Source organism: Paramaledivibacter caminithermalis DSM 15212, from assembly GCF_900142245.1.
GTDB lineage: Bacteria > Bacillota > Clostridia > Peptostreptococcales > Caminicellaceae > Paramaledivibacter > Paramaledivibacter caminithermalis.
In genome coordinates this window covers 17,947-44,920 of the sequence record NZ_FRAG01000010.1, presented here as the reverse complement: position 1 = coordinate 44,920, position 26,974 = coordinate 17,947, and the positions used below count along the sequence as shown (strand labels likewise).

Below are 26,974 nucleotides of genomic sequence, written 5' to 3'. Positions count from 1 at the left end.
ATTACTTCACCTCCCCAAAAACTTTAGGGCTTGTATACTTATCTATTAATGGAGATGCCACATTCATAAGTAAAATAGAATATGATACACCTTCTGGATAACCTCCATATAGCCTAATAATACTTGTGATTATCCCACAGCCTAATGCAAATATTATCTGACCTTTTGGAGTTACAGGCGATGAAGCATAATCAGTAGCCATATAGATAGCACCTATCATAAGTCCACCTGCTAAAACCTGATAAACCATAAAAAATGGATCGAAACCACCCATAATAAAGGTTAAAACGGCAACAGTCGAAATGTAAATAAGCGGTATACGAGGTGTTATTACTCCTCTATATACTAAGTAAACGCCACCAATTATTAAAGCTAAAGCTGAAGTTTCGCCTATACAACCTCCATGGTTACCTATAAAAAGCTGAAATAACGAAGGCACCTCTGCACCTACAGCTTCAGCTCCTCCTATTATAGCTAAAGGTGTCGCTGTCGATACTGCATCTGGACCAGTAGTTACCCAGCTAGTCATTTGCACTGGCCATGACGCTAAAAGCATAGCACGTGCGGCTAATGCAGGATTCATAAAGTTATGTCCAAGCCCACCAAACAACTGCTTTACAATAGCAATTGCAAATATTGATCCTATTACAGGCATCCACCATGGTGCCGACGCTGGCATATTAAATGCTAGAAGTAATCCCGTTACAACAGCACTCCAATCATTTATTGTAACTTCTTGCTTTCTAATCTTTTGAATTGCAGCTTCAGTTATGATTGCTGATAATACAGCAAATAATATAACCTTCACTGCTCCAAATCTAAAGTAATATATGCCTGCAAGTGTTGCTGGCAACAATGCTATAACAACATCCCTCATTATACGACCTATGGTTTCTTCAGATCTAATATGAGGTGATGAGGAAACAATTAATTTAGTATCCATCAAATTACCCCCTAACTACTTTGTTTTTCTCTTTTTTGCTATGATTTCACGTTTTGCAACACGAATTGATTGTAAAAGTGGTCTTTTTGATGGGCAAATAAATGAACATGAGCCACATTCTATACAATCTAATGCATTATATTTTTCTGCAGTCTCAAACATATTGTTTAAGGAATAAGCACTAATATATAATGGTTGTAAAAATGCAGGACAAATCTCTACACATTTACCACATTTAATACAGTTCTTTGGTTTTGGAAGTGATGCCTCGTCAGGAGTAAAAAGTAATATTCCTGATGTTGCTTTTACAGCAGGTATTTCATCAGTATGTTGAGCAAGTCCCATCATAGGTCCACCCATAATGATTTTACCTACATTACCATTATAGCCACCACATTGTTCGATGATTTCCTTAAAACTTGTCCCTACCTTTATCAATAAATTCTTAGGTTCTTTTACACCTTTTCCAGTTACAGTACATATTCTTTCAATAAGTGGCATGCCTGTTTTTATTGCATTTGCAATAGCCGCTGCGGTTGCAACATTATTTACAATTACACCCACAGCCATTGGAAGTCCACCAGAAGGAACTTCTCTCTTTGTACAAGCATATATAAGCTGCTTTTCTGCACCTTGTGGATATTTTGTATGCAGTCCTACTATCTCAATTGATTTTTCATTTCTCACTGCTTGCTTCATTGATTCAATAGCATCTGGCTTGTTATCCTCAATACCTATATACGCCTTTTCAACATTAACAACCTTCATCATAGCCTTTAATCCATAGACAATATCATCAGGATTTTCCAACATAAGCCTATGGTCTGCTGTTAAATAAGGTTCACATTCAGCTCCATTTAGGATAATTGTATCAACCTTATTCTCAGGTGGTGGAGATAACTTAACATGAGTTGGGAATGCAGCTCCGCCCATTCCAACTATGCCAGCTTCCTTTATAATATTTTTTATTTCCTCTCCACTTAAGCTGTCAATATCACCCTTTGGTTTAACACTTTCATCCAGTGTATTCAAGCCATCGGATTCAATAATCACACATAAACCCTCTCCGCCTGCAGTAACAGTTTTTTTTACGGCTTTTACTACTCCTGAAACACTACTGTGTACTGGTGCTGACACAAAGGATGTTGCCTCACCTATTTTTTGACCAACCTTAACCAAGTCACCTGGTTTTACTAACGGCTCACATGGAGCTCCGATATGCTGGCTAAGTGGAATAGAAACAACTTTTGGCTCTAAAGCCTTCTCAACCTTGAGTCTTGAAGTAGGCTCTTTAAAGTGTGGAGGATGAACACCTCCTCTAAATGATAATAATCCCATATAAATCACTCCTCTTAAAGTAATTATAAACAAAAAATTGAAAAGTATAATGTTACAATATTAGTATACAGTATACAAGCCTACAAATAAAGAGAAATTTAAATCAATACATCAAAAATAACCACAATGCATTACACTATAATCTAGTACTATAATATGGTAACCCTAATTAATTTCAATGTCAATCTTCAATAATTTTTTAACATTCTTATAAGATATACCCTAAACTATTTTTCTAGAAATTTACATCTAAATTTATAACCGTAAAAATACAGCTCCTACTTCTGTAAGTGGGAGCTTTAGCTTTTCTGCTTTAGATTGAATAGTTCCTCCATCTGAGGTCTTTATGTTTTGGATTTGGTAAACAAGCTCACTATAATTCTTTAAGCCCTTCAATAACATTATTTTTTACCCATTCTAGAACTTCTATACTATTTATAGGAACCTCCCCTAGTACCTCTTTTATCTCCTTAGTATCTAGCATATATATCTTATCATTTTTTTTATGCTTATATACAAAGTCAATGTTTGTATTTGAACTAATCAATACCACCATAGTATCAGCCATATTACCTAGTGGTACTCTATCTATATGGCTATGTTTAAATGTAGCTTTAACATAGGTCCCTTTACCCTTTGCTGAATCAATATAAAAAGTTCCATCACATGCCTCTGCAGAAGCTTTAAACATGGGAATTCCTAGTCCTACTCTTCTTGTTGTTCGACTCGTAAAAAAAGGGTTAGTTACTCTAAGTAATTCTTCTTTATCCATACCCTTACCGTTATCTTCAACTATAATGGTAAGAATATCTTTGTCAAGGTTTTCATCAATAACAATTTTTATAACCGATGCACCTGCACTAATTGAGTTTTGAGCTATATCTAATATATGCATAGATAATTCTCTCATATCTATTTCCCCTTGTATATAGATTTCTAATAGTAAAATTTAATTTATACATATCAAAATATCCAGAGTTTTTAAGGATTTTTGATTTGTATAAATCAACTCTTTTGCTGGAACATCTATAACTTATTTTTTCAATTTAAAAAATCTAAAAATTTCTTCTATGTCTTTTTCAGGTATATTCATATAATTAACAGGTTCTGAAATATCTCCTAAATAATGAGCATCAGAGTTAATTATCATATTATAATTCTGTAAATACTTGTTTCTGTTAATAAAATCTTCTTTATGACAATTTTTAGAAATTTCTATAGTAGTTATATCAAGGTCTAAAGGTAAAAAACCCAAGTTTGATATGATGCTATAGTTTCTCTTGTCTACATGGGCTGGTATAACCACTCCATTTAATTTGTCAACCATTTCAAACACTTTACTTATACTAATATCTACCGAAGATATTAATAACCTGTTTTCCTTACCTACAATATTATTTTCATTATCGAAAATTAATTGCTCGCCAAAATATTCAGGATTATTGGTATAGTTAGGTATTAAATTATCTATCTTACTACCAAATTCTAAGGCGGCTTTTATATCTCTAAAAAGACAAAGCAAATGTACTTCTTCCTTTGTTTGAATTTCCATCCCTGGTATAACTATAATATTGTTATCTTCAGCTGCTTTTATAGAAGGCAAGCAATTTTTTACAGAATTATGATCAGTTATCGCTATTACATCTAAGCCTTTAAGCATAGCCATATTAACGATATTCATAGGCGACATATCATTATCACCACAGGGAGATAAGGCAGTATGAATATGAAGATCATAATATATTTTCATTTATCTCATACCAGCTTCATAAAATTTTGAAAAAATTCTGAAGTTATCAAGGTCAGTAGAAAAAATAGTAATATTCTCTTCATTGGCCTTTTCAATTGTATCTTCATCAACTTCTATTGCTTCAGGAACAATAATACACGCTAAATTAAGTAAAGACGCAATAGCAACAATATTGATATGGGTTTGCACAGTTATCCATGCATCTCTTTCTTTAGCATGGGACATTACCCAGCTAAGCAAATCACAACAGTACAATCCTTTAACTTCATTATTTAAGCCTTTTTCACCTGCTACAACTTTAAAATCAAATTTATCTTTTATATCCTTTACTAACATCATATTCCCCCCATTATTTATATACTGTTTTTTCAATCTAATTATATAATCTTCTATGGATGCCTTACCTTTAACATTCAAATAAAACTTGAATTTTATTTATTAAAATAAATTATCATCTTTAAAGTAGTTCCTATGCCCACCTTAGATTCTATATCGAATTCATCACTGGATTTTTTCATATTAGGCAACCCCATACCTGCTCCGAAACCTAATTCTCTTACTTTATTTGATGCAGTTGAAAAACCTTTTTGCATAGCAAGATTAATATCCTTAATTCCAGGTCCTTTATCCTTAGCAATAATTTCAATTTTGTCTGGCTTAATATAAACAGTAATTTTCCCACCTTCAGAATGAATAACAATATTTATTTCAGCTTCATATGTGGCTATAGCAACCCTTCTTATAATAGCAGAGTCAATTCCAAGTTTCCTTAGTACTTTCTTTATATCGCTAGAAGCCTCACCTGCTCTTCCAAAATCTTCTTTAATCACTTCATATTCTAATTTTATACCCATATCCTTTTTTTCTGAGTGCATATTTTTATATTCCTCCAATTAGTATACCTTTTAGTCCATTATTATATAAAATACCACATGAGGTATACATAGTATGCTTTGTTGCTATTAAAGCTATTCCTATATCCTTTGCCATTGCAATAACTTCTTCTGAAGGAACTTTGCCCCTTACAAAAACTATTGCATTGATATCTAGCATTTCTGCGGTTCTTATCACCTGAGGATTTGTTAAACCCGTTAACAATAATGTTTTATCCTCAACGTAAGCTAAAACATCACTCATTAAATCACAACCAAAAGCTCCATTCACTTCACACATAGAATACTCTTGTCCTGTTAGAAATTCCCCGTCTAGTAGCTCTTTTACATCTTTTATTAACATTTAGGTCTTTTACCCCCTCACAGGCATCTTTTATAATATATCTTCATAGGAATTTATGCTTTCCATATAAATTTCAAATAGCTGCTTCCTATCTGAAATATTAGATTTTTTTAATTGAATAAGCTTTGTTTTAGCAGTTTCTACAATATTGGATAATTTATTGTTGAAACTTGTAAAATCCTCAGAGGGATTAGCAGAAGAAATAGAATTTGATATAACTTCTAATCTGTTAATTTCATTATTAATGAATTGAGTTATTTCATTTGAATCTCCATTCAAAATATCGTTTTGTGATAAAAAGCTTGAAAAGCTTTCATAATATTTCATCAATTCTCCTATGCTTTTAGCTGCAGCTTCACTGTATTTCTTACCTTTCTCACCATATTTTATTGTTCTAGTTGATAATTGCTTAGGTGAAATAAAAGCATCAGAATAATGCTCTTTAATTATTTCTTTAAATTTTTCAGCATTACTTCTTTCAGTAAATGACATTGCTACAACTTTAAAACGATCTGATTGAAGAATATACCCGCCCAATCCTTTATTATTTAAATCCTTTACTTGATTATTGGCATGTTCCTTATTGTCAAAGCTTCCAACTTGTATACTATAAATACTCAATGCTGGCACATCAAAGGTATATTTTTTTTCTTCCAGCGATTGTTCTTGATTTATATTAGTTTTTTCATCGGTTTTTTTATCTATGTCATTAGAAACCTTAGTTTTTTCTTCAATTTTTTTTCGAAACTCTTCATTACTAGTATTACTAGCATCAGAAGCAGTATTGCTATCTTGATTGTTAAAATACCTTGGTATTAAGATATATTTTGTCCCAAAATACCCTATCGTTGGCGCACCTACAAATAGTACAGCTAAAAGTACAATAATAGTTATATAATTCTTTTGACTTCTTTTCCTAGTTTTTGTCCTGTTTTGTCTCATATGTACCCCTCCTAAGATAAAATAAAGCTGTGGATTTAGATGATTTTACACAATTTTCATTATACAAATCATGTCATCCTCTCATTCACATATATTATATCATATTATTGTTTTCTAAGATTAGTCTAAATTTTTCAATCAATATTAATTATAATAAAAAAACAAAGCCGTGATTGTTTTTTATCACAGCTTTGAGACTTTGTTATTCTATTGAACTCTTTTTTTAAACTTTGTTAAAACCATCTGTATTGTTTCTTCAAGTTTATTTTTATTTTCTTCATCAAGCTTATCATAATTACTTCTTAGTTCTTCCAGCTGCTGTAAAAAAACACTTTTAGATGTCATATCTTTTCCCTCTCTTTTTCTGAATATTCTGTATTTATTATACAGTTTTTTTTAATACATTTCAATAGATTTTATAATTATTTATTATTAATTTTTTTGATTTTATTAATTAATTGATGAAATAATATAGCTCTAGGGCTTTTTATAAATATATATATCAATGAATATTTCAAGATGGTAATTATGTAATTTACTCTATTAAATAGATTATCTTCCAATACTGCTATACAAAATTAAAAGACTACCCAACCAAAAGATTAAGTAGTCTTAAATATTTATTATTATGTAATCCAAAATACCGTACCTCATATTTTGACACCTATCTCATCGATAGGTGGGTGTCCTCACAGATGCTTCTATCTCCTTCACTGCCATATAGAGGTCTCACGTAATGGTTCATATCCGCATCTAAATGTTGAACTCCCTTTTTCATAATGTAGGTTCAAAATATGAAAGTCACAAATATTTCAGATTAATTGGTGCGGATGATGGGATTTGAACCCATACGAGCGTCGCTCACTACCCCCTCAAGATAGCGCGTCTGCCGATTCCGCCACATCCGCATAGTATAAAAAGTCGTCTTTGTAACAAAGATGATTATACTACTTTTTTAACATATTGTCAAGATATTTAAAACTCCAAAATAAGGCTATAAGCCATAATAAACCTAAAATCAATAAATTTGCTACAGCTATAAAATTTGAGAGCTACTATGCTCTCAAATCTTATAGCTGTACACGCTTTAATTTTGGATTTTCAACTAATCCTGGTAATCTTCCTCTTTTTGCAACAGCCCTGCCTTCTACTTCTTTTATATCCATGGTCATATCGATAGGTGATGCTGCAGAGATATAACTTCCAACTCCAAAGGAATCTGCTCCAGCTTCAGATAATATCCTTATTTTTTCAGGTGTTAATCCTCCAGACACAAAAATCTTTACATGCTTATAACCTGCTGCATCTAATTTACACCTTAACTCTTTAATAAGTCCAGGAGTAACCCCTCCTCTTTCACTTGGAGTATCAACACGTATCCCATATAATCTTTCTCCTAAAAGCTCAGCTATTCTTAAACTTTCTTCCACTTCATCCTTAAAGGTATCAACTAAAACAGTTCTATTATGAGATTGTGGCATCACCTTATCATATACCTCGGCAATTTTTGCTGTATCTCCCGCAATAAGCATTGCAGCATGTGGTAATGTTCCAGAAGGCTTAATATTTAACAATTTAGCAGCTAATATACAACTAGCACCTGTTGCTCCTCCTATAACTGCAGCCCTCTCCATAACTGGAGCTACTGAAGGGTGAACATGTCTAGCACCAAAGCAAAGAAAGTCCTTTTCTCCACAAGCTTCCTTTATTTCCCTTGCTGCTGTGGCCCATCCACACGCACTTGCCAGCGCCCCTAGTATTACTGTTTCATATGCTGCGAACTCTCTATATGGTCCCTTAATCCTAACAACTGTATCCTTTGGACTAAATTCATCACCTTCATCTAATGTCCACATTTCGATATTTGTATGCTTTAAAATATTCTTTACTTCCTCTATTCCTGCAAAAACTCCAGGTTTTCTTGGAAAGATTTCAGCTGTTACTGTGGTTTTATCTAAACCCATTTCCTTTAATATATCAAGAGTCCTTAAAAAATAGATATCGGTGGTTGCACAGTTTAATATTTCCTCGTGGGTAGCAGAATGAATTCTTCTATCTTCACTTATATGTAAAGCTTTCACATCATCAAGACTCTTCATTTGTTTCATCAAACCAATCCTTTCTTGGAACAAAAATATAAATTTGTACATTTAAGATAATTAAGGTTTTTATAGTAAAATATTATACTTTATATAATAATGTCTTTTTATAAAAAATGCAAAACAATTATATCTAAGTTTAACAATTTATTCAATTAAGCAAATTGCATAATTACCATCCTAAAAAATCAACTACTTCATATAGTTTTAAAATCTCTAAAGCCATACCATCGAAATATTTTTATTCTAAATCAGGTTGTTGAATAACTATTTCTTCCAACAGTAAAATACTGCGTTTATACTATTACGGATATTTTTCATAAAAATAATTATAAGCCTGTAATATAGTGAATTAGCTAAATTAACAGTTTCCAAATTTAGTTATTCAACAACCTATAAATAACTAAATTATTAAAGATAATATTCGCATATGCAATTTTGCCAAGTTAGAATTATGTAATTTCTTCAATTGTTTATTTTTTATATAAATATTTATATATATTATAATTTCTATTAACCCTCTTAATATATTCTCTAGTTTCAGCAAATGGAATTTCATTAAGTTTAGTCCCATCAATACTATATTTATTATTTTTTAACCATTTTGTTACGTTTCCGCTACCTGCATTATATGAAGCTAACACATTTTCAGTATTATTATTAAATTCTTTATTTAATTTATTCAGATACCAACAGCCTATTTTTATGTTTATATTAGGGTTGAAAAGCATATGTTCATTGTATTGTAAAATATTTAATTCTTCAGAAGCCCATTTGCCAGTTATACTTGCTATTTGCATAAGTCCCTTTGCTCCCTTTGGTGAAACTGCATTTGCATCAAATTTACTTTCCGCTCTTATTATCGAGGCTACAAAAAGTGGGTCTAAATCATATTCTTGTGAATATTTTTTAATTAGATTTTCATAGTGTAAAGGATATAGTATTCTCAATACAAAATTACAGGCAAGCATTATAACTCCAAATACTATACAGATAGCAATAAATAAAAATAAAAGTCGGTATCTCCTTAAATCTAGAACCCTCAATTAAGCACCCCCGAAAACATTAGTATATAGCTCTTTTACTTGATTTTTCAAATAATCAAAATCCTTCGAATTATCAATAATAACATCAGAAAAATCTTTTTTCTGATCCAAGGACATTTGGGAATTAATTCTATTCATTGCTTCTTCAAAGGTTATATTGTCTCTTAGCATCAATCTTCTTAATTGTATTTCTTTACTGGTAGTAACCAACCATATCTCATCGGTTAAATAATACATTTTCATCTCAATCAGCAAGGCTGCATCAATGAATATCGCCTTAATATTACGGGAGTGCCTATAGTATTTTATTTCATCTTCAATTTTTTCAATTATCCTTTTATGTGTGATTTTATTTAAAACCTGAAGCTTTTGAGGATCACTAAAAACGATAGACCCTAAATATTTTCTGTTTAAAGTCCCGTCACTTTTTAATACCTTTTCACCAAAAAAATTAACAATTTCCTTTAGAGCAGGCTTACCTTTTTCAACAATTTCTCTAGAAACAACGTCAGCATCTATAACAATAGCACCAAGTTCTTTTAAGTAATTAGATACTGTACTTTTACCAGAAGCTATTCCTCCAGTTAAACCGATCACCTTCATCTTAAAATCATATTCTCCTTTTACTTAGTATTATACCAATTATCACCTATATTCATATCAACCTTCAAGGGAACATCTATCTTGATAGCTTCTTCCATAGTATTCTTTAATAGTTTTTTAACTTCTTCTATTTCGTCTTTATGGGCATCTATAATTAATTCATCATGAACCTGTAAGATTAATTTAGACTTCATCCCTCTTTGTTTTAGTTCTTTAAACACTTTAATCATAGCTATCTTTATTATATCTGCAGCACTTCCTTGGATAGGGGTGTTCATGGCAGTCCTTTCACCAAAGGACCTTAAATTAAAGTTCTTTGATTTTAGCTGTGGTATATACCTTCTTCTTTTCAATATAGTTGTAACATATCCCATTTCCCTTCCTTTTTGTACTACTTCATCCATATATCTTTTAACACCACTATATTTTTTAAAATACTCATCGATATATTTTTTAGCTTCCTTCCTAGTTATATTCAAGTTTTCTGCAAGACCAAAATCGCTTATACCATATACGATACCAAAGTTTACTGCCTTTGCCCTGCTTCTTTCAAGCGAAGTAACCTCATCTATAGGAACATTAAAAACTTGGGAAGCTGTGATAGTATGTATATCTTTATCTTCTTTAAATGCTTTAATTAAGTTTTCATCCTGTGAAACATGGGCTAGAACCCTTAATTCAATTTGAGAATAATCTGCATCTATCAAAAAATAGTCACCATTTGAAGGTACAAAAACCTTACGTATTCTTCTACCTATTTCCAGCTTAATAGGTATATTCTGAAGATTTGGTTCAGTACTGCTTATTCTACCTGTAACAGTTACCGCTTGATTAAAGCTTGAATGAATTTTTCCTGTAACTGGGTTAATTAAATTAAATAAGCCATCGACATAGGTGCTTTTTAATTTCACAAGCTGTCTATATTCTATTAAAAGAGGTATTATAGGATGTCGATTATATAGCTTTTCTAAAACATCATGGCTTGTGGAATAACCAGTCTTAGTCTTTTTTATAACAGGAAGCTTTAATTCCTCAAATAAAACAACACCCAACTGCTTTGGAGAATTGATATTAAACTTTTCACCTGATAAAGCAAAAATTTTATTAGTAATTTCTTCTATCTTAACAGAGAGTTCTTCATCTATGTTCTTTAGCATCTCTTGATCTACTCTAAAACCTTCATATTCAAGATTTGCTAAAACCTCAATCAAGGGCATCTCCACTTGTTCAAACAAATCATCTAATTCTAACTTTTTAAGTTCCTCAATAAGAATATCCTTAACCTTTATTACAATTGCGCAGCAGCTTCCTCCATATTGTGATAAAACAGCCTTAGATAAATCACTAAATTTCTTAGCATTTTTTCCTTTCCCTAGTAATTCTTCCTCACTATTAATCCTAACTCCAATATACTCTAAAGCTAAATCTGATACATCATAATCATTTCTAGATGGATCAAGAAGGTAAGAGGCAATAAAGCTATCAAATTCTATTCCATCTACAATAATATCATATCTTAACAAGGAAATTATATCCTTTTTAAGTCCATGTCCTAGCTTTTTGATGTCTCCATCTTCAAATATTTCTTTTAAAGAAATCAATAATTCCTCGTTATCCTCTACATCTATATAATAGTTATGCTTTATGTCCAAACACAAGGATATCCCAATAATATCATCGGTTCTTAAATTATTTTCCTCTTTAAATATTTTCACAGCAAAGCTTTTTTTACTCTGTATAGCATCAATTACATTAGTTAATTTTTCCTTGTCTTGTATAATCTCAATATCTATGATCTTTATATCTTGAGCTTCCTTACCATCGTCCTCTTTGCTTTCACCTTCATTGGTCAATGTTTTTATTAAACTATTAAATTCATATTTCTTAAACAACTCAATTAACTTATTAAAATTAGGCTGAACCACCTTAAGCTCTTCAACATTTATATCTAAAGGAATATCTGTTTTTATGGTGGCCAATCTCTTACTTAGTAGTGCGATTTCAGCATTTTCTCTTATTTTTTCTCTATGCCTTTTACTAGTAATATTATCTACATTCATTATTAGTTCTTCAACAGTTCCGAATTCATTCAAAAGTTTCCCAGCTGTTTTTTCGCCTATGCCAGGTACTCCAGGAATATTATCGGATTTATCTCCTACTAAACCTTTAAAATCAATAATTTGTTTTGGAGTAACTCCATATTTTTCCTTCACCCTCTCCTCATCATAGGCTTCAATATTAGAAATACCTTTTTTTGTTATTAAAACCTTCACATTCTGCGATACTAACTGTAGAGCATCTCTATCTCCAGTAACTATTATTACTTCGAAATCTTTTTCTTCATAAAATCTTGCAATGGTGCCTATCAAATCATCGGCTTCAAATCCTTCAAACTCTGTTCTATGTATGTTATATGCATCTAATATTTCCTTTAAAATAGGTATTTGCTGAGCTAATTCCTTAGGCATCTTCTTTCTTTGAGCTTTATAATTTTTATACTCAAGATGTCTAAAGGTTGGGGCCTTTAGATCAAAGGCAACACTCAGATAATCAGGTTTATAGTCCTCTAGTATTTTATTAGCCATTTTTATAAACCCAAAAACACCATTTGTATGTATACCGTCCTTTGTAGTCAAATCAGGCAAAGCATAAAAGGCTCTATTTACAAGGCTATTGCCATCGAGAATTACCAATCTTTTCTTCAAACTATCATCTCCTTAATACTTCAATATTAATATTCTATCAATAAAAGTGAATTTTATGAAGACTTTATAGGTTAAAGTTTCTTTATATACTCGATATATTCGCAACTTGTATGAAAAATCCTTCTTTTAAAAAATTTAACCTCCCATTAAGGGAGGTTAAATTTAATATTTATATTCAACTGTTACTCTTGCTGTAACTTCAAGTTCTCCAGCTTCTACAGGTGTTTCATAGTTTTCAGCTACCATTGAAGCCTTCATCATAGCATTATCTCTATATACTATAGGTGCTCCATAACTATTTTCAATTATTCTATATGGCTTTTCAGGCTTTACACCAAAGGTGCTTAGAACAGCTTCTGCTTTACCAGAAGCATTTTTCATAGCAAGCTTAAGTGCTTTATTATAATATTCTTCTTCATTGGTTATTCCAAATCTAATATTATTTATTATATTTGCACCTGCTTTACCTGCTAAGTCAATAACATTTCCAACTTTATCAATATCTCTTATTGTTACTTCCGCAATATTTCTTGCAATATAGCCTTCAATTCTATTTTTCTTTTCTCCTAAATTAGCTGGCTCATATTTACTTGTTTTGTAGATATTATATCCTGTAGTCTTAATATCTTCATCTTCAATACCATTTTTTTTCAAGGTATCAACGATCTTATCCATTTGCTTAGCTATATCCTCTTGTGCCTTCTTTGCATCAACATTAAATGTTTCAACACCTAAACTTATATAAGCTATATCTGGTTTAACCTTTACTGCTCCCATTCCATTGACAGTGACAATATTACCTTCAAACTTTGACAATTCATTGGCTGCTGCCTTACTGCTAAAAACATCTAAACTATCGAAGACAAACAAACTGGCAATCAACATTGGAATCATTAGAATATAAAAAATTTTTTTCATGACATATTTCCCTCCTAATTATTTTTAAAAACGTCAAATGTAAAACTAGTAGTTCTTAATTTTATTTATTAATTTCCTACCTCCCTTCATAATACAAGAATAAGAACCTATGAATACTTGTTTAATACATCTTAAAATCCTTATATATATTTAATTTAACTTCTTGTACTAGTTAATTAAATTTTTTGTTTACAAAATACCTTAGAAAGTTTTAATATTTCATTTGAGTGATTTTTATAAACCTGTTTTCACCTTTAAAACAATATAAAAAACAGGTTTATTAAATGAGCGAAAAGGAAATATTAAAACTCTAGTGATAGAAACTAGCACAATAGGTTAATTTATCTCATCTAAATATATATCTATTGTAGATAAGGCTTCTAAATCATCTATGGTTAAAAGTTTTTGGGATAATCCTTCTATTTCACCTATGATTTGGGTCAATTCTTCCTCAATATTTGAAATTTCCTTGAAGTCCTTTGTATTATCCATTATTTCTCTCAGTTTCTTTTCTTGCAGCTTTAAATTTTCTCTTTTACCAAAAATCTCTTTATATTCGTCTGTCATATCATTTGTATTTATATCTTCACGGGTAGTACTCCCCATGTTCTTTATCTCATCAAACATATTATCTAATTCATTTTTGGGAACCCTTAAAAGCAAATGGCCTTTTTTTAGTGGCTTTTCTAATTTTTTTGTTTTCGAATTCTTATATGAAGTATTTGAATTTTGCACAAAGCCTCCCTTTGAAGTGATCAGATTTACTAACTTATTGTAGGTAGAATCATAATCCTCAACTTGAAGCTGTATATATCCATTTGAGATAATTTTTTTAGGGATTGCTTTAATATCTTCTTCTACTTTTTCATTTTGGAAATCTGCTGCTCTATTTTTAGCCTTCAAGTTAGTTCTTGCAATTTTCATATTTGCACCTGAATATTGTTTAGATGCTCCTTCTTCATCAGTTTTATAATTAGCTTCTTCCATAGCCAAATTAAAGGGTACAGCTTCTTCTGATCTAGACTCCTTGTTTTCCATCTGAGCAAACTCTTTAGTCTCTATATCATTATTCATTAAATTAATTAAGGATGATACCGAAATAACAGTAACTAAAATCCCAGCAGCAATTCCATACAAAATCTTCCAATTAGATTTCTTCTTGTATTTGCTTTTTTTCTTCTCATCTTTTAAATCTATAATATCATTATTATCTAAATTATCCTCAGTATTGCATTTTACTAGTTTTTGATGAAGTTCTTCTTTAAAATCTTTTGGTAATTGTAATATTGGTGCTTCAGATAATAATCTTTTTATGGTTAACAGGTCTTCGTACTCCCTATTACATTCTTCACAAGCCTTTAAATGTTTTTCTATTTCATTTTTTTCTTGCTCATTTAGTTCATTATCTATATAAAGTGATAACATTTCCATAACTTTTTCACATCTCATAGTATCCCTCCTCTCATTAAATTAGACTTAATTTTCTAGAAAAAGTTCCGATTCTTTTATCAATATTTCCTTAAGTAGCAATCTTCCTCTATTTATTCTTGATTTAATGGTACCTATCGGGTTTTGGGTAATCTTACTTATTTCTTCGTATGTAAACCCTTGTATATCTCTTAAAACTAATACCGATTTATACTTTTCATCAATCTTATTTAAAGCAGTTTGTACTAATTCCTTCTTTTCCTTAACTTCGTATAACCTGTCGGGTAAATATTTATTATCTGCTATCTGAAAACTAAAATTTCCATTTTCGGTTTCAAATTCTTTATCTAAAGAATATGTCTGAACTTTTTTTAGTTTTCTTATTGCATCAATACAAGTATTTGTCACAATTTTATACAGCCATGTAGAAAAGCTAGAATCTCCCTTAAAGCTCTTCAATGATTTATATACTTTAATTAGTGCTTCTTGAGCTATATCCTTAGCATCCTCTTTATTGCCTACCATTCTATATGCGATATTGAAAGCCACTACTTGATATTTCTCAATAAGCTTTTCAAAGCTTTCTATATCTCCATTTTTACTTTTTTCAATTAAAACTTTTTCATGGACTGACACTTTACTCACTCCTTTCTAAACATTAAATATTGAACTATAAATAACATTGACATATACAGCTTGTCTAAGCTAAAATTATACAATTTGCCTAAGCAATATTAATTTTAAAAATACTATATATACATCATATATTGGACGTAAACATTTATAAATAAGTTCCCGATTTTTTAAATTTATCCTCTTTTTTTATTTTTTATAATAGAGCTATTTTTCATAGGACAAAGGCGTCTGATGATGGGTTTTAGTTGCAAGTATTAGAGTGTTTCTTGTAAGTTTTAAAAAAAGAAAATAATTTTTTGCTAATATTTTACTGATAATAGTTTCTATTTTCCTTCCAACCTTCTATTTTACTTTGTTTTATCTATGCAATTCCTTGCAAAAAAGTTTGACTTCCTTAGCAATAAAAAAACACCCATTATATAGGTGCTTAAATCTAAAGATAAAGTAAAAAAATCAGCTTAAATATCTTCAGCAACAGGAATGTATTTATTTATATCATATGGTTGAAAAAATGATTCAATAATATTTCTTTGTTCATCAAAAACAACTGTTGCATGATGCATAAAATTATCCTTTAAATAATATCTCAAGTCTATAATTTTCAAAACTAAATTACCCATTTCTTCTGAATAATCTATATGCAATGTAGGAGAAAAGTCATTGAAATATTTTCCAACATTAGTGTTATTAAACAGCTCTACTATTTCATCCTTAGGCTTTTTAAACTTTTCTCTAACTATAATCTTTTTATTAATAATATTTACCTGTCCAACAATATTATGACTATTGGTATCAACTACAAAGTCCCATTTATGAAATGCCATTAAAGCCGGTAAAACATTTACCTTTATCAATTTATACCCATTATTATAGTGCTTATAAGCAATCCTTTCTGCCCTCTTTCGCATACCATATCTAAAAGCTATATATATGATAAAGGTTACTGATACGGATATTAAAAAGGTATTACTAATGCTTCTTTTAAATATAAGCATGAGACAAAGTATAGTTATAACTGGATCATATAACATTAATAAACTAGCTTTTAGCTTTTTATGGGTAAATGGTGCTAAAAGCTTAGCTCCATAAGAATTTAATATATCAAAGAACGTGTGGGAAAAAGCACCTAAAAATGTCCATATAAAAATACTAAGATAATTTGTATCAGCAAATACACGTCCTACTCCCAAAGTAATTATACCCGCCAATACCAATAAAGATGGTATTGAATGGGAAAGTCCTCTATGATGCTTTAAATAATGAAAATCATCCTTAAAAAGTCTAACTACTACATCTATATCTGGTGCCATTGCTCCAATGGCACATCCTATACTAACTGGGTTCATAAGGCTAACAGGTTCTCCATTAAAAGCGGATATTGCCAACCCAATCACCCCATGTGTGATTGGATCCATTTTGTCACCCCTCTGTTATTTTTTTCATACTATTAAAAGTATACCATATATAACTCCCCTATCACAACATAATTCGACATAAGATAATTATAAAAATTAATAAAAAATGTCTTGCATATCGTTAAAATATATGTTAACATATTACTTGTCACTAGCCGAAGTGGTGGAATTGGCAGACGCGCCGGACTCAAAATCCGGTGGTAGCAATACCGTATGGGTTCGAGTCCCATCTTCGGCACCACCTAAAATGCTAGGGTTAAATGCCCTAGCAAGTTTTATTTTTAAATGCTTTATGAAGTATTCTATAGGTCTGTACTATAGTCTTTGAGTTTAAAGGCTTTTTCCCCTGTTTATGCAAAATAAAAATCCTAATCATCATTATAACTAGGATTAACATTTGAATCTATGTAATATTTTATTTGCCACCTTTAATTACACGTAGCTGTATCTCTTGATTTTCAACAGTATTCTTCAATTCCTTTACATCTTTTCTAATTTTCTAAGTTCGTTTATTCCTTCTATGCTCTGTTTATATTCCATCATAAAGAACTTTATGGTTTTCGTCCATTTTATTTTCAAGCCTAACAAATCCTTTTCTCATCTCATTTCGAACTTCTTTAATTTCATTCTCCATCATATCAAACCTACTTTGAATATCACTATGCATTTTTTCAAGCAATTCAAAGGTTTTATTTTCCATATTCATCAACTCCTCAGATTCATTTTATCATAAATTAGCACCAGCAAAAAGCAATTTCTAAGGACAAAAATATCTCTTTTAAAATATAATACCCCCCTCAATTTTCTAATTTTTATTCAATTTTTATATGTTTATATACAACTAAATATATTCATTTTTCAATTATTTTTCTTCTATAGATAAACAACATTAACATTTAAAATATATTTCAAAGAAAATAATGAACGCTTCTACATTTTTTCTTTGAAATTTATTAAACCTTGAAGTTGTTTATCTCTAACAATTTTCTAACAAAGGTTTTAGAAATCTTAAAAAACAAACATGCTACTTTAAAAAAGTAGCACATTTTTAACATCAATTCTTATATTTAATCATCCTATAAATTTCCTTTATTTTATCCTTTAAATATTTTTCACCCTTATCATCATAATATTTTTCATTTTCCATATAATCCATAATTTCTAGCACTGGTTGAGTAATTTTATGGCCTTCAAGGCAATTTGCAATATCATTCCTAGAACTAGCTTTTAAGCTTATATTAAAGCTATGCTTTATCATATCATTAAATAAGTTATAGATTTTATTTTGATTATTAGTAGTTTTTATTTGTTTATATATTACCTCTAGCTCTTTATTCCCTTTCCTTCTGTATAGAATAATAAGAAAAAATATAGTAGCAACAATTAATAGAAATGCAAATAATACTAAAACTATTATTAAATTTTGTTTTTTTATTTGTATTGTTAGATACTCCTCATTCAAAGGTTTATAGCTCACCTGCTCTATTTTTATGGTTTCAACTTCTGATGCTTCATTCTTTGCATCTGTTTGAAGTTTAGGAACCTCTCCATTAACCGTAATAGTCGTTCCAGGAATTTTTGCCTGTTCATAGCTACCTGTCTCAGGATTAAAATAGTATATATATATGGGATCAATGCTTATATCTCCATTTTGCTCTGGAACTAATATCACTTCAAATTCTTTTTTTGCTTTGTACTGATTGTTTTCAATACCTTCTTCCATATTCTTTTCGGTCTCATAAACTGAAAATCCAGGTATATCATCTTTTACTATTTTGTTCAAATCATCAAGATTACAATTTCCAAAGGCCGTTATGCTAAGTGTTAGTGAATCTCCATAATCAATCTCATGCTTATTATATTTTGCTTCTAAATTCAACTTGCCCACAATTCCTGAAAAATCCTTTGGTCTATTTTCCTGTGGTAGTGGTTTTACCTTTAATTCTTTGGCATCAGTTTGTAGATAAACTGGTTTAGAAGAATTAAAGAAATCGCCAGTACTCACATTGACTTGAAAATTATATTCTGGAATAGTAAATGTACCTGTTTTTATTGGTGAAAGAAGCATTTGTTTTGCTTCATACTCAACATATTTATTGCCATCAAGATAAATATAGTTTGCCTTTAATTTATCCTCAGGAATATCATTGCTGATAAAATCCTTTATATTCGGACTATCTGCAAAACCAAAACTCTCAATATTATAGCGAGAGTAGAGTTTATATGACAAAGCTACCTTCTGTCCAAAATATATGGTATCATTTGAAAGAATTGTTTTAACAAATAAATCTTTAACCTCCTCTTTTTTAGAAGCACTTGCCTTGCTGACATTAACCTTTAATTTATTGGTTTGATAGGTAACACCATTATATTCTACACTCCCTTGAAGTATAAATTCTCCGATATTTTTAGGAATAATGACATAATTGAATCTCTTTTCATAGGTCATATCTCCATTAATAATCTGAGTAGTTGTAGCATTACTTTTTGATACAATATCGAAATTCTCTAATCCTTTAATATCTACTACTTTAGCTCCTTTAGCATTTACCAGTAAAAGAACCAAATTGGTACTTACACCTTTTTCCAGATTCAAGCTATCTATATCAAGCCTAAATTGAGGAGTTTCTGCCAGTACGCTTCCTTGCATCAAAAAAAATATAGAAGCTATAATAAGTATTATGAAAAAAATCCTTAATTTTGATTTTTTACCAGTCATATTCCTCCTCCTTACCATTGCCTATGATATTCTGATTATTTTTAAGGCTGTCTTTTTCTTGCTCCTCCAGCATTTCCAAGACTTGCTCAATTTCATTAAGCTCTTGCTTAGTCTCAGAAGCTTCTGATTGATTTAAAGTAGAAGAATTATTCTTTTCCTTTTCAGACCTAGAAGATTGCTGATTCTTTGAAGCTGCTTTATTTTGTTCCTGATTATCTTGCTGTGAAGAATTTTCTGTCTGGGTATCTTTTTGATTATTTTCTTGAGCTTTTTCACCTTGCTTATTTTCTTTGTTATCTTCACCTTGCTCATTTTTGCTATTGTTTGAGCTTTGGTTTTTTTGCCCATTATCTTGCCCTTGACTATCTTTTTGATTATCTACATTATGATTCTTTTGTTTTTCTTCTTGTTTTTTTTCTTTTTTATTATTATTCTGTTGTTTTTTATCAATATCCTTCTGTAGCTTCTCAATTTTATTTTTCATATATTCATAATTATATTTCAAACCCACGTTCTGTGGAAATTTAAGGATTCCTTCCTTATAGGTTTCTAAAGCCTGATTGTAATATTTTAGTTTTTCATTAGTATCATTACAAGTATCACCTAGCTTAAGACTAGCATTACCTGAATTAAGATATTTTTCTACTTTATCTAAACTTTTATTATAATATTCAATGGCTTGCCCATAATCCTTTAAAGAATATGCTGCTTGACCTGAATTATAATTCAATTTTAAATCTTCAGGTTTTTCTTTTAATCCTTCATTATAAGCCTCTAAAGCATCCTTATAATTACCATCAGCATATAGTTTATTTCCTTTAACAAGAGCTTCTCCACTACAATTTTTAAAATCAATAATTCCTATGAGAAACATTGCCAGAAGAATTATCATAATTGTTCCCGAAATAAAAAAGATTTTCTTCATTCCATTTTACCCCTTTCCGGCAATAGACAAGCTGTCAAAAACAATAATATTCCTATTCCCAAAAAATACTGATAATACTGTCTAAATTTCCTTATTTTTTTTGTTGTTAAGGTATCCCTTTTCAATGAAGAAATATCTTTTAAAAGTAAATCAATCTCATCACCTGAAAGTGAAGAATGATAATAACATCCATTACCAAAATCAGATATTTTTTTAAGCATATCTGGTTTCAAATGGGATGTTATAAAATTACCATTATCATCTTTTTTATAGCCAATTCTTTTTTCATTCTTGGCATCATAAACAGGAATCAGCCCTCCCTTTTCTGTTCCTATTCCAATGGTAAATATCTTTATATCCTTATCCTTTATTTTTTTTAATGTTTCTAGACTGCCTGAATCATGTTCTTCTCCATCACTTAAAACTATTATCACCCGATCAGCACTTGAAGTCCGCTGAAAGGAATCATTTGCAAGTTTAATTGCCGCTCCTATATTAGTCCCCCCTCCTCCAATCATATCTGTATCAACAACGTCTAAAAACATCTTAGCCAATCGATAATCGTCAGTTAATGGCATCTGTATGTAGGCATCCGATGAAAAAGGTATAAATCCAATTCTATCTCCCTTAAGGTTATCTATGATACCTTCAATAATCTTTTTAGCCCTGCTAATTCTATTTGGTTTAATATCTTCAACCAGCATACTCTTGGATGTATCGATTAAAACATAAATATCCATGCCAGTTTTTTTCACCTCGGTAAATCCCTGAAAGCTTTGAGGGCCTAATAAAGAAAAAACCATAAGGCATAACCCTAAAGTAATGAATAGGACCCGACTAACCTTAAATCTTATCCTTGTACTTATTCTTAATGTATTCATAATCTTCTCTTTTTTTCCATAACCTAAAATTAGTAATATCAAAACTAATATTGGTATTAAAAAATATATACTATTTAAAGGATATTTAAATTCCAACTGATTCAACAGTATTGTACCTCCCTTATAAATTCCCTGCAATTAAGGAATTTGAACAAAATAGAAGCGATCTAGGAAAATACCTACCAGCAATAAAACAAGAGCAACTTTGATTAAAGAAAAAGCTAGTTCTGTATATTGCTTGAAATTATCCTGCTCGAATTTAGTCTTTTCTAATTGATTTATATTAGAAAATATTTGTGAGAGAGCCTTTGAATCCCTAGCACGGTAATATTGTCCATTGGTTGTTTCTGCAATTTCCTTTAGCAATTTTTCATTCAATCCTCCTTCATACTGCTTGTACAAGGTTTTACCAAAGCTTTGTACTGGAATTATAGTCTTATCTGTACCTACACCAATTGTATAAATTCTAACACCTAATTCCTTTGCCAACTCACTGGCAGTATCTGGATTTATTGCTCCAGCATTGTTATCACCATCAGTAACAAGAATCATGATTTTAGATGCTGCTTCACTCTTTTTTAATCTGTTTAATCCCACGGAAATGGCCATACCAATAGCCGTACCCTCTTCATTTACTGATCTAGATGTTATCCCCTCTAATGATTCTCTTACGATATTATGATCAAGAGTTAATGGGACTCTGGTATATGCCGTTCCTGCAAAAATAATAAGAGAAATCCTATCATTTGTTCTTTCTTTTATAAAATCTTCTATGGTTTTCCGAGCAACCTCTAGACGATTAGGCTCAAAATCGACGGATTCCATTGATCCTGATACATCCAAAACCATTGCAATATCAATACCATTTTGATTAATAAAACTGCTCTCTTGCGTTAATTGTGGCCTTGCAAGTGCAATTATTGCTGTGATAAGCCCTAGAGCAATAAAATATTTTCCAATCCTATGCTTAGCAGTCTTTTTTAAACCAAGACCTTTAAGCAGCTTAACGCTAGAAAACTTTAAAGCAGACTTTTTCTTTCTAATCATAAAAATATAAATAATTAATGGTACTAAAATAAGAAAATACCAATTTGCAAAACGAATCATAATTCTCCCTCTTTAGTCTCTTCAATTTTCTTAACTAATTCTATTAAAGCTTTATTTAATTCCTGTTTCTTCTCCTTAGAAGCATGGATATTGCCATACTTAAAGCGGTCACTTTCTTCTAGCCAAGACTTAATTGCTGATAAGCTTCCACTTAAACCAGATAAACAGCTTATTTTATCAATTATTTCAGAGGATGTTTTACCTCTAATCTGGAAGGAATAACATGACTCAATATATTCTTTAAAATAAAATGTAAGCTTAACAAAATAGCTATCGTCATCTAATGAAATATTATTAGCTTGATTCATAAAATGTTGATATGGACTTTTTAAAATTATTCTCCTATCTTTCATATAGCTTACAAAAATTATTCCACCTATTAATATAAAAATCATTAGCGATAGGTAAAACACATACTTCCAGTTCATAAAAAAAACAGCTTCTTCTATGTTTAAATTTCCTTCAAAAACACTGTCTCTTTTTATTTCATCTAAAGTCGATTTGATATCAATCACAATTTCTTTATTTCCTAATTGAACTTTCTTCTTACCAGTTTCGAAGCTACGCAAAGTAATATAATAGCCATCCATAGCATCTTCAATATCAACTATTTCAAAAGCTTTAAATTTATCTCTTAATTCTTCACTGGAAATATTATCAGATGAAACTTTAATTCGAATTAAATCACCTACATAAATACTTCGTTCTTCAGCTAATACCCATATTGATGAAATAACAAAAAATAAAACTAAAAATAGAAGGTATAAAGCAATCTTTTTCTTTTTCATCTTTTTCTCCTTCTTCTGAAAAATTGTTTCAATGGCTTAACATAATCCTCATCTGTATAGATATCAATTAAATTCTTTCTAGGTATATCTAAATGGTTATACCTTCTATATTCATTCTTAAGGTTATCAACCACAACTGTCTCTCCTGATTCGAGATCCTCAAAGGAAAAAATCGCACCAGCTGGAATCATCTCTTCTGCCCTATCTATAACACGTATCATTACTAAGTCATGACGACCTAAAGTGATTTTTAAATCCCTTTCATAACCTTCGTCAAGAAAGTCCGATATCAGGAACACTACACTCCGTTTCTTCTGTATACGGTTAAAATGCTGAAGTGCATTTGTAAGATTAGTTCCCCTAACCATAGGTGTAAAATTTAGTATGTTTTCGATTATCCCCAATACATGCTTCCTACCATTTTTTGAAGGAATAAATTTTTCAACCCTTTCAGTAAAAAAAATCACACCAATTTTATCATTATTTTTATTGGCTGAAAAGGCAAGAGTTGCCCCTATTTGGGCAATTAAGTCCTTTTTTCTACCAAAGCTGTTGGAACGGGACATATCTATTAAGAGAAACATATTCAACTGTCTTTCTTCACAAAATTCTTTTACAAAGGCTTTATTATGACGGGCAGTAACATTCCAATCAATATTCCGAATATCATCCCCATTATAATATTTTCTTATATTCTCAAATTCCATTCCTCTTCCCTTGAATTCAGAACGATATTCGCCGCTAAATATCTCTTCAACCAACTTGTTAGATTGTATTTCAATCTGTCTTATTCTCTTGAGTAATTCACCAGAAACCATGATTAACCACTTCCTTCTGTACTTCATCTCCTTTGACCTTTATTTCTAAGCTATGGTAAATTAACTTGCTCTAAAATTTCTGCTATTATATCTTCTGAAGTGATTTCCTCAGCTTCTGCCTCATATGTAAGTAAAATTCGATGCCTAAGAACATCATAGACCATAGCTTTAACATCATCTGGAACAACATAATTACGTCCTTGTATAAATGCCCTGCATTTTGCCGCTTTAATAAGGTTAATAGAAGCACGGGGGGATGCACCACAATCAATATACTTTGAATCTTCCCTAGTTTTGAAAATAATATCAAGTACATAATTTTCGATATTTTCATCTATATAGATATCTTCTATTTTCTTTCTCATTTTAAAAATATCCTTACTAGTCAATATCTCCTTTACTTCAAGCTTACTAGATTCTTCCCTTGAAAACCGCTTAATAATTTCTCTTTCTTCTTCCTTGCTAGGATATTTTATCTTTAGCTTTAACATAAAACGATCCTGCTGAGCTTCTGGAAGCTGATAAGTACCCTGTTGTTCAAGGGGGTTTTGGGTTGCAATTACTAAAAATGGTTTATCTAACTCATAGGTTGCTTCACCGATTGTTACCTGCTTTTCTTGCATTGCTTCAAGTAATGCAGATTGAACCTTGGCAGGAGCACGGTTTATTTCATCAGCAAGTATCAAATTCCCAAAAATAGGTCCCTTTTTTATTACAAACTCACCAGTATTTTGTTTATATATTTCTGTTCCAACGATATCTGCTGGCAGCAAATCTGGTGTGAATTGTATTCTTTTAAAATCCACTCCAATAGTCTTTGCAATAGTACTTACAGTCAATGATTTAGCTAATCCTGGAACACCCTCTAATAAAATGTGCCCTCCTGTTAAAAGACCAACAAGTATTCTATCAACCATATAATCCTGTCCAATAATCACTTTATTAATTTCTTCTTTTAACAAGGATATTACATTTTTCTCCTCAAAGAAGCTTGTCCTTTCCATTTGTTGTTCTTCCAAAGATTTCCCCTCCTATAACACATTTTAAACCTCATGACAGTAAAAACATGAGGACTCTCCCTAAGATTTAATAGTCAACTATCTCTATAAATAGTTCATTTTCTTTTTGAATATTATTCTTTTGTTTTATCTTTAGATTAGAAAATCCTGTTTCTTTTGCTTCAAAATTTATATAAGCTTGTATAGTTTCGTTAGGCTCTAATTTATTATCTGTTCTATTTAAAACATCATTATTGTATTCAAATTCTAAAGGCACAGTTTTATCATCTAGGATTAATGTTAATGTGCCGCCTTTTTTTAACTTGACTTTACTGGTGGTTAAGGCAAAGCTTCCATCACTTCTTAATTCAACTGGAATAAAATATCTATATACTCTGTTGAATTTATCCATACTTCTATTGTTGTAATTTGAATAATAATTTTTAGGTATTGTTCTCTCTTCTATTAGCATACCATTACAAACTTTAATCTTCCCTTCTGGTACATAGTTTTCCTCTAAATAAGCCTTAACAGAATTATTACTATATTTTACCAACCTATAATGAATAAAATTTTCTTGTTTATTGCTTGATGAAACAAGAGCATATTTACCCTCAGTAGCATTGATAACATCTACTGGATTAGGTATATCTGTATTTTCCATCATACTGCTATATATAATTTCATAATTTCCTTTTGAGTTCTTCTGCCATAATATTGCTAATAGATTATTATTGTTGTTTGGATTATCTACACGAAAATAATTAACTAAATAACTATCTTGATCATCATCCAGTTCTACTGCTTGCTGTAGCAAAAGGTTTGCTTTATTCATAAATCTATTATTATCAATTTGATTTGTAACAATTAATATAAGTGTTATAGCACAAATAATTACAGCACCTTTTCTCCATATCCTATTAGTTAAATATTTTCCAAAGGGATTTCTTTTAACATGCCTATTAGCATCGATTCTTTTATGTACGATTTTCTTACTTGTATCAAAATTGAATTTATCAAAAAATATCTTTGACTGATTTTTGGCTATTTGTAATTTTTTATCTAACTCTTTATCATTCATATTATCGCCTCCTCAGCCAAAATATTTTTCAACTTCTCTCTAGCTCTACAAAGTCTAGTTCTAACAGTACTCTCCTTAAGATTTAATATACCTGCTATTTCGACAGTAGTAAATTCCTCAAAATAGTATAGAACTACAACCATCCTATACTTAGTGGGCAAATCCATAACTTTACTAAATACTTCTCCGCCTTCAGCTTCTTCAAATAATCGATTTACATCAGATTGATTGTTTAGACTATCTAACTTTTTTATATTATCCCAAAATAATAGTTTTTTAAATTTTGCTGATGCTAGATAGTCACGACATTTGTTTACCGTAATTTTGTAAATCCACGTATAATAGGAACTATCTCCTCTAAAATCATCTAAATTCTCATAAACCTTGCAAAATACTTCTTGTGCTATATCTTCCGCCTGATATCTATCTCTCACGTAATAATATGCTAATTTTATTATCTTATCACCAAATCTCTTCATTAGATATTCCAAGGCTTCGTTTTTATTATGGTTTTCAGATATTTGAGGTTTTGATTTAACAATCATAAAACCAACTCCAACACAATAAATTATATATACCAGTTTATTAACATAAGCCC

Annotated in this window: 27 protein-coding genes, 2 tRNA genes and 1 other RNA gene; 1 reads left to right on the top strand and 29 read right to left on the bottom strand. The window is 30.5% G+C overall.

Annotation, left to right across the window (positions count from 1 at the left end; translation table 11 throughout):
• Window position 1: 1 nt before the first annotated feature.
• The 19 genes from BUB36_RS05805 to BUB36_RS05720 all read right to left on the bottom strand — a co-directional run bounded on the left by BUB36_RS05805 (window position 2) and on the right by BUB36_RS05720 (window position 17,059).
• Window positions 2-943, bottom strand: coding sequence for an RnfABCDGE type electron transport complex subunit D (locus tag BUB36_RS05805; RefSeq protein ID WP_073147944.1), 942 nt, complete (start codon window positions 941-943; stop codon window positions 2-4).
• A 15-nt stretch (window positions 944-958) separates the two neighbouring features.
• On the bottom strand, window positions 959-2,281 hold the full coding sequence (rsxC, locus tag BUB36_RS05800; RefSeq protein WP_073147942.1) for an electron transport complex subunit RsxC: 1,323 nt from the start codon (window positions 2,279-2,281) through the stop codon (window positions 959-961).
• Window positions 2,282-2,654: 373 nt separating this feature from the next.
• Complete coding sequence (locus tag BUB36_RS05795; protein WP_073147940.1) at window positions 2,655-3,191, bottom strand: ATP-binding protein; 537 nt, start codon at window positions 3,189-3,191, stop codon at window positions 2,655-2,657.
• A 123-nt stretch (window positions 3,192-3,314) separates the two neighbouring features.
• Window positions 3,315-4,031 carry a PHP domain-containing protein gene (locus BUB36_RS05790; protein ID WP_073147938.1) on the bottom strand — a complete coding sequence of 239 codons (717 nt, stop codon included), beginning with the start codon at window positions 4,029-4,031 and terminating at the stop codon, window positions 3,315-3,317.
• Window positions 4,032-4,370, bottom strand: coding sequence for a DRTGG domain-containing protein (locus tag BUB36_RS05785; protein WP_242655728.1), 339 nt, complete (start codon window positions 4,368-4,370; stop codon window positions 4,032-4,034).
• A 92-nt stretch (window positions 4,371-4,462) separates the two neighbouring features.
• Complete coding sequence (locus BUB36_RS05780) at window positions 4,463-4,906, bottom strand: ATP-binding protein (protein WP_242655727.1); 444 nt, start codon at window positions 4,904-4,906, stop codon at window positions 4,463-4,465.
• Between the two features lie 4 nt (window positions 4,907-4,910).
• Entirely contained in the window at window positions 4,911-5,267 is a 357-nt protein-coding gene (locus BUB36_RS05775; RefSeq protein WP_073147934.1) for a DRTGG domain-containing protein, read from the bottom strand.
• 30 nt (window positions 5,268-5,297) lie between these two features.
• Window positions 5,298-6,209: an SPOR domain-containing protein gene (locus BUB36_RS05770; RefSeq protein WP_073147932.1), complete on the bottom strand. Its 912-nt coding sequence runs from the start codon at window positions 6,207-6,209 to the stop codon at window positions 5,298-5,300.
• 207 nt (window positions 6,210-6,416) lie between these two features.
• Window positions 6,417-6,554 carry a hypothetical protein gene (locus BUB36_RS19630; protein ID WP_165613040.1) on the bottom strand — a complete coding sequence of 46 codons (138 nt, stop codon included), beginning with the start codon at window positions 6,552-6,554 and terminating at the stop codon, window positions 6,417-6,419.
• A gap of 283 nt (window positions 6,555-6,837) precedes the next feature.
• Window positions 6,838-7,031: non-coding RNA, 6S RNA (gene ssrS, locus BUB36_RS05765), on the bottom strand.
• Window positions 7,032-7,117: transfer RNA gene (locus BUB36_RS05760), tRNA-Leu, on the bottom strand.
• Window positions 7,118-7,279: 162 nt separating this feature from the next.
• On the bottom strand, window positions 7,280-8,317 hold the full coding sequence (locus BUB36_RS05755) for a nicotinate phosphoribosyltransferase (RefSeq protein ID WP_073147930.1): 1,038 nt from the start codon (window positions 8,315-8,317) through the stop codon (window positions 7,280-7,282).
• Between the two features lie 464 nt (window positions 8,318-8,781).
• Window positions 8,782-9,354 carry a lytic transglycosylase domain-containing protein gene (locus BUB36_RS05750; RefSeq protein WP_073147928.1) on the bottom strand — a complete coding sequence of 191 codons (573 nt, stop codon included), beginning with the start codon at window positions 9,352-9,354 and terminating at the stop codon, window positions 8,782-8,784.
• Window positions 9,355-9,957, bottom strand: coding sequence for a dephospho-CoA kinase (gene coaE, locus BUB36_RS05745; RefSeq protein ID WP_073147926.1), 603 nt, complete (start codon window positions 9,955-9,957; stop codon window positions 9,355-9,357).
• Window positions 9,958-9,977: 20 nt separating this feature from the next.
• Complete coding sequence (gene polA, locus BUB36_RS05740) at window positions 9,978-12,662, bottom strand: DNA polymerase I (protein ID WP_073147924.1); 2,685 nt, start codon at window positions 12,660-12,662, stop codon at window positions 9,978-9,980.
• 162 nt (window positions 12,663-12,824) lie between these two features.
• Window positions 12,825-13,580 carry an SIMPL domain-containing protein gene (locus tag BUB36_RS05735; RefSeq protein ID WP_073147922.1) on the bottom strand — a complete coding sequence of 252 codons (756 nt, stop codon included), beginning with the start codon at window positions 13,578-13,580 and terminating at the stop codon, window positions 12,825-12,827.
• Window positions 13,581-13,916: 336 nt separating this feature from the next.
• Window positions 13,917-15,029, bottom strand: a complete 1,113-nt coding sequence (locus BUB36_RS05730; RefSeq protein ID WP_073147920.1) for a DUF4349 domain-containing protein — start codon at window positions 15,027-15,029, stop codon at window positions 13,917-13,919.
• Between the two features lie 27 nt (window positions 15,030-15,056).
• Window positions 15,057-15,644: an RNA polymerase sigma factor gene (locus BUB36_RS05725; RefSeq protein WP_073147918.1), complete on the bottom strand. Its 588-nt coding sequence runs from the start codon at window positions 15,642-15,644 to the stop codon at window positions 15,057-15,059.
• 458 nt (window positions 15,645-16,102) lie between these two features.
• Entirely contained in the window at window positions 16,103-17,059 is a 957-nt protein-coding gene (locus BUB36_RS05720) for a metal-dependent hydrolase (RefSeq protein WP_073147916.1), read from the bottom strand.
• A gap of 154 nt (window positions 17,060-17,213) precedes the next feature.
• On the opposite strand from BUB36_RS05720, the gene BUB36_RS05715 reads away from it, so the two are divergent.
• Window positions 17,214-17,300: transfer RNA gene (locus BUB36_RS05715), tRNA-Leu, on the top strand.
• A 288-nt stretch (window positions 17,301-17,588) separates the two neighbouring features.
• Here the strand turns inward: BUB36_RS05715 and BUB36_RS19625 are convergent.
• The 10 genes from BUB36_RS19625 to BUB36_RS05670 all read right to left on the bottom strand — a co-directional run bounded on the left by BUB36_RS19625 (window position 17,589) and on the right by BUB36_RS05670 (window position 26,921).
• Window positions 17,589-17,759 carry a hypothetical protein gene (locus BUB36_RS19625; protein WP_165613039.1) on the bottom strand — a complete coding sequence of 57 codons (171 nt, stop codon included), beginning with the start codon at window positions 17,757-17,759 and terminating at the stop codon, window positions 17,589-17,591.
• 354 nt (window positions 17,760-18,113) lie between these two features.
• Window positions 18,114-19,778, bottom strand: a complete 1,665-nt coding sequence (locus tag BUB36_RS05710; protein ID WP_073147914.1) for a BatD family protein — start codon at window positions 19,776-19,778, stop codon at window positions 18,114-18,116.
• Window positions 19,768-20,703 (bottom strand): tetratricopeptide repeat protein, encoded by a 936-nt coding sequence (locus BUB36_RS05705; protein WP_073147912.1) that lies wholly within the window; start codon window positions 20,701-20,703, stop codon window positions 19,768-19,770. The genes BUB36_RS05710 and BUB36_RS05705 overlap by 11 nt, the downstream gene beginning before the upstream one ends.
• The gene (locus BUB36_RS05700; protein ID WP_084111763.1) at window positions 20,700-21,689 is read right to left on the bottom strand and encodes a vWA domain-containing protein; all 990 of its coding nucleotides are present in this window, start codon (window positions 21,687-21,689) and stop codon (window positions 20,700-20,702) included. Before BUB36_RS05700 ends, BUB36_RS05705 begins: the two co-directional genes overlap by 4 nt.
• Before the next feature lie 33 nt (window positions 21,690-21,722).
• Window positions 21,723-22,691, bottom strand: a complete 969-nt coding sequence (locus tag BUB36_RS05695; protein WP_073147910.1) for a VWA domain-containing protein — start codon at window positions 22,689-22,691, stop codon at window positions 21,723-21,725.
• A complete protein-coding gene (locus tag BUB36_RS05690) occupies window positions 22,688-23,479 on the bottom strand; it encodes a hypothetical protein (RefSeq protein WP_073147908.1) in 792 nt (263 codons plus the stop codon). Before BUB36_RS05690 ends, BUB36_RS05695 begins: the two co-directional genes overlap by 4 nt.
• A complete protein-coding gene (locus tag BUB36_RS05685; RefSeq protein ID WP_242655726.1) occupies window positions 23,476-24,324 on the bottom strand; it encodes a DUF58 domain-containing protein in 849 nt (282 codons plus the stop codon). The genes BUB36_RS05690 and BUB36_RS05685 overlap by 4 nt, the downstream gene beginning before the upstream one ends.
• 23 nt (window positions 24,325-24,347) lie before the next feature.
• A complete protein-coding gene (locus BUB36_RS05680; protein WP_242655725.1) occupies window positions 24,348-25,316 on the bottom strand; it encodes an AAA family ATPase in 969 nt (322 codons plus the stop codon).
• A gap of 67 nt (window positions 25,317-25,383) precedes the next feature.
• Window positions 25,384-26,376: a hypothetical protein gene (locus tag BUB36_RS05675; RefSeq protein WP_073147904.1), complete on the bottom strand. Its 993-nt coding sequence runs from the start codon at window positions 26,374-26,376 to the stop codon at window positions 25,384-25,386.
• Window positions 26,373-26,921: a sigma-70 family RNA polymerase sigma factor gene (locus BUB36_RS05670; RefSeq protein ID WP_073147902.1), complete on the bottom strand. Its 549-nt coding sequence runs from the start codon at window positions 26,919-26,921 to the stop codon at window positions 26,373-26,375. Before BUB36_RS05670 ends, BUB36_RS05675 begins: the two co-directional genes overlap by 4 nt.
• Window positions 26,922-26,974 lie beyond the last annotated feature (53 nt).

Excerpts from the sequence above, each read along its gene's own strand:
- BUB36_RS05805 (WP_073147944.1), bottom strand. The coding sequence starts at position 943 with ATGGATACTAAATTAATTGTTTCCTCATCACCTCATATTAGATCTGAA.
- BUB36_RS05685 (WP_242655726.1), bottom strand. The coding sequence starts at position 24,324 with ATGAAGTACAGAAGGAAGTGGTTAATCATGGTTTCTGGTGAATTACTC.
- BUB36_RS05710 (WP_073147914.1), bottom strand. The coding sequence starts at position 19,778 with ATGACTGGTAAAAAATCAAAATTAAGGATTTTTTTCATAATACTTATT.
- BUB36_RS05770 (WP_073147932.1), bottom strand. The coding sequence starts at position 6,209 with ATGAGACAAAACAGGACAAAAACTAGGAAAAGAAGTCAAAAGAATTAT.
- rsxC (WP_073147942.1), bottom strand. The coding sequence starts at position 2,281 with ATGGGATTATTATCATTTAGAGGAGGTGTTCATCCTCCACACTTTAAA.
- BUB36_RS05780 (WP_242655727.1), bottom strand. The coding sequence starts at position 4,906 with ATGCACTCAGAAAAAAAGGATATGGGTATAAAATTAGAATATGAAGTG.
- BUB36_RS05670 (WP_073147902.1), bottom strand. The coding sequence starts at position 26,921 with ATGATTGTTAAATCAAAACCTCAAATATCTGAAAACCATAATAAAAAC.
- BUB36_RS05730 (WP_073147920.1), bottom strand. The coding sequence starts at position 15,029 with ATGAGATGTGAAAAAGTTATGGAAATGTTATCACTTTATATAGATAAT.
- coaE (WP_073147926.1), bottom strand. The coding sequence starts at position 9,957 with ATGAAGGTGATCGGTTTAACTGGAGGAATAGCTTCTGGTAAAAGTACA.
- BUB36_RS05795 (WP_073147940.1), bottom strand. The coding sequence starts at position 3,191 with ATGAGAGAATTATCTATGCATATATTAGATATAGCTCAAAACTCAATT.
- BUB36_RS05735 (WP_073147922.1), bottom strand. The coding sequence starts at position 13,580 with ATGAAAAAAATTTTTTATATTCTAATGATTCCAATGTTGATTGCCAGT.
- BUB36_RS05695 (WP_073147910.1), bottom strand. The coding sequence starts at position 22,691 with ATGATTCGTTTTGCAAATTGGTATTTTCTTATTTTAGTACCATTAATT.
- BUB36_RS05675 (WP_073147904.1), bottom strand. The coding sequence starts at position 26,376 with ATGAATGATAAAGAGTTAGATAAAAAATTACAAATAGCCAAAAATCAG.
- BUB36_RS05720 (WP_073147916.1), bottom strand. The coding sequence starts at position 17,059 with ATGGATCCAATCACACATGGGGTGATTGGGTTGGCAATATCCGCTTTT.
- BUB36_RS05755 (WP_073147930.1), bottom strand. The coding sequence starts at position 8,317 with ATGAAACAAATGAAGAGTCTTGATGATGTGAAAGCTTTACATATAAGT.
- BUB36_RS05785 (WP_242655728.1), bottom strand. The coding sequence starts at position 4,370 with ATGATGTTAGTAAAGGATATAAAAGATAAATTTGATTTTAAAGTTGTA.
- BUB36_RS05705 (WP_073147912.1), bottom strand. The coding sequence starts at position 20,703 with ATGAAGAAAATCTTTTTTATTTCGGGAACAATTATGATAATTCTTCTG.
- BUB36_RS19625 (WP_165613039.1), bottom strand. The coding sequence starts at position 17,759 with ATGGAAAATAAAACCTTTGAATTGCTTGAAAAAATGCATAGTGATATT.
- BUB36_RS05790 (WP_073147938.1), bottom strand. The coding sequence starts at position 4,031 with ATGAAAATATATTATGATCTTCATATTCATACTGCCTTATCTCCCTGT.
- BUB36_RS05775 (WP_073147934.1), bottom strand. The coding sequence starts at position 5,267 with ATGTTAATAAAAGATGTAAAAGAGCTACTAGACGGGGAATTTCTAACA.
- BUB36_RS19630 (WP_165613040.1), bottom strand. The coding sequence starts at position 6,554 with ATGACATCTAAAAGTGTTTTTTTACAGCAGCTGGAAGAACTAAGAAGT.
- BUB36_RS05690 (WP_073147908.1), bottom strand. The coding sequence starts at position 23,479 with ATGAAAAAGAAAAAGATTGCTTTATACCTTCTATTTTTAGTTTTATTT.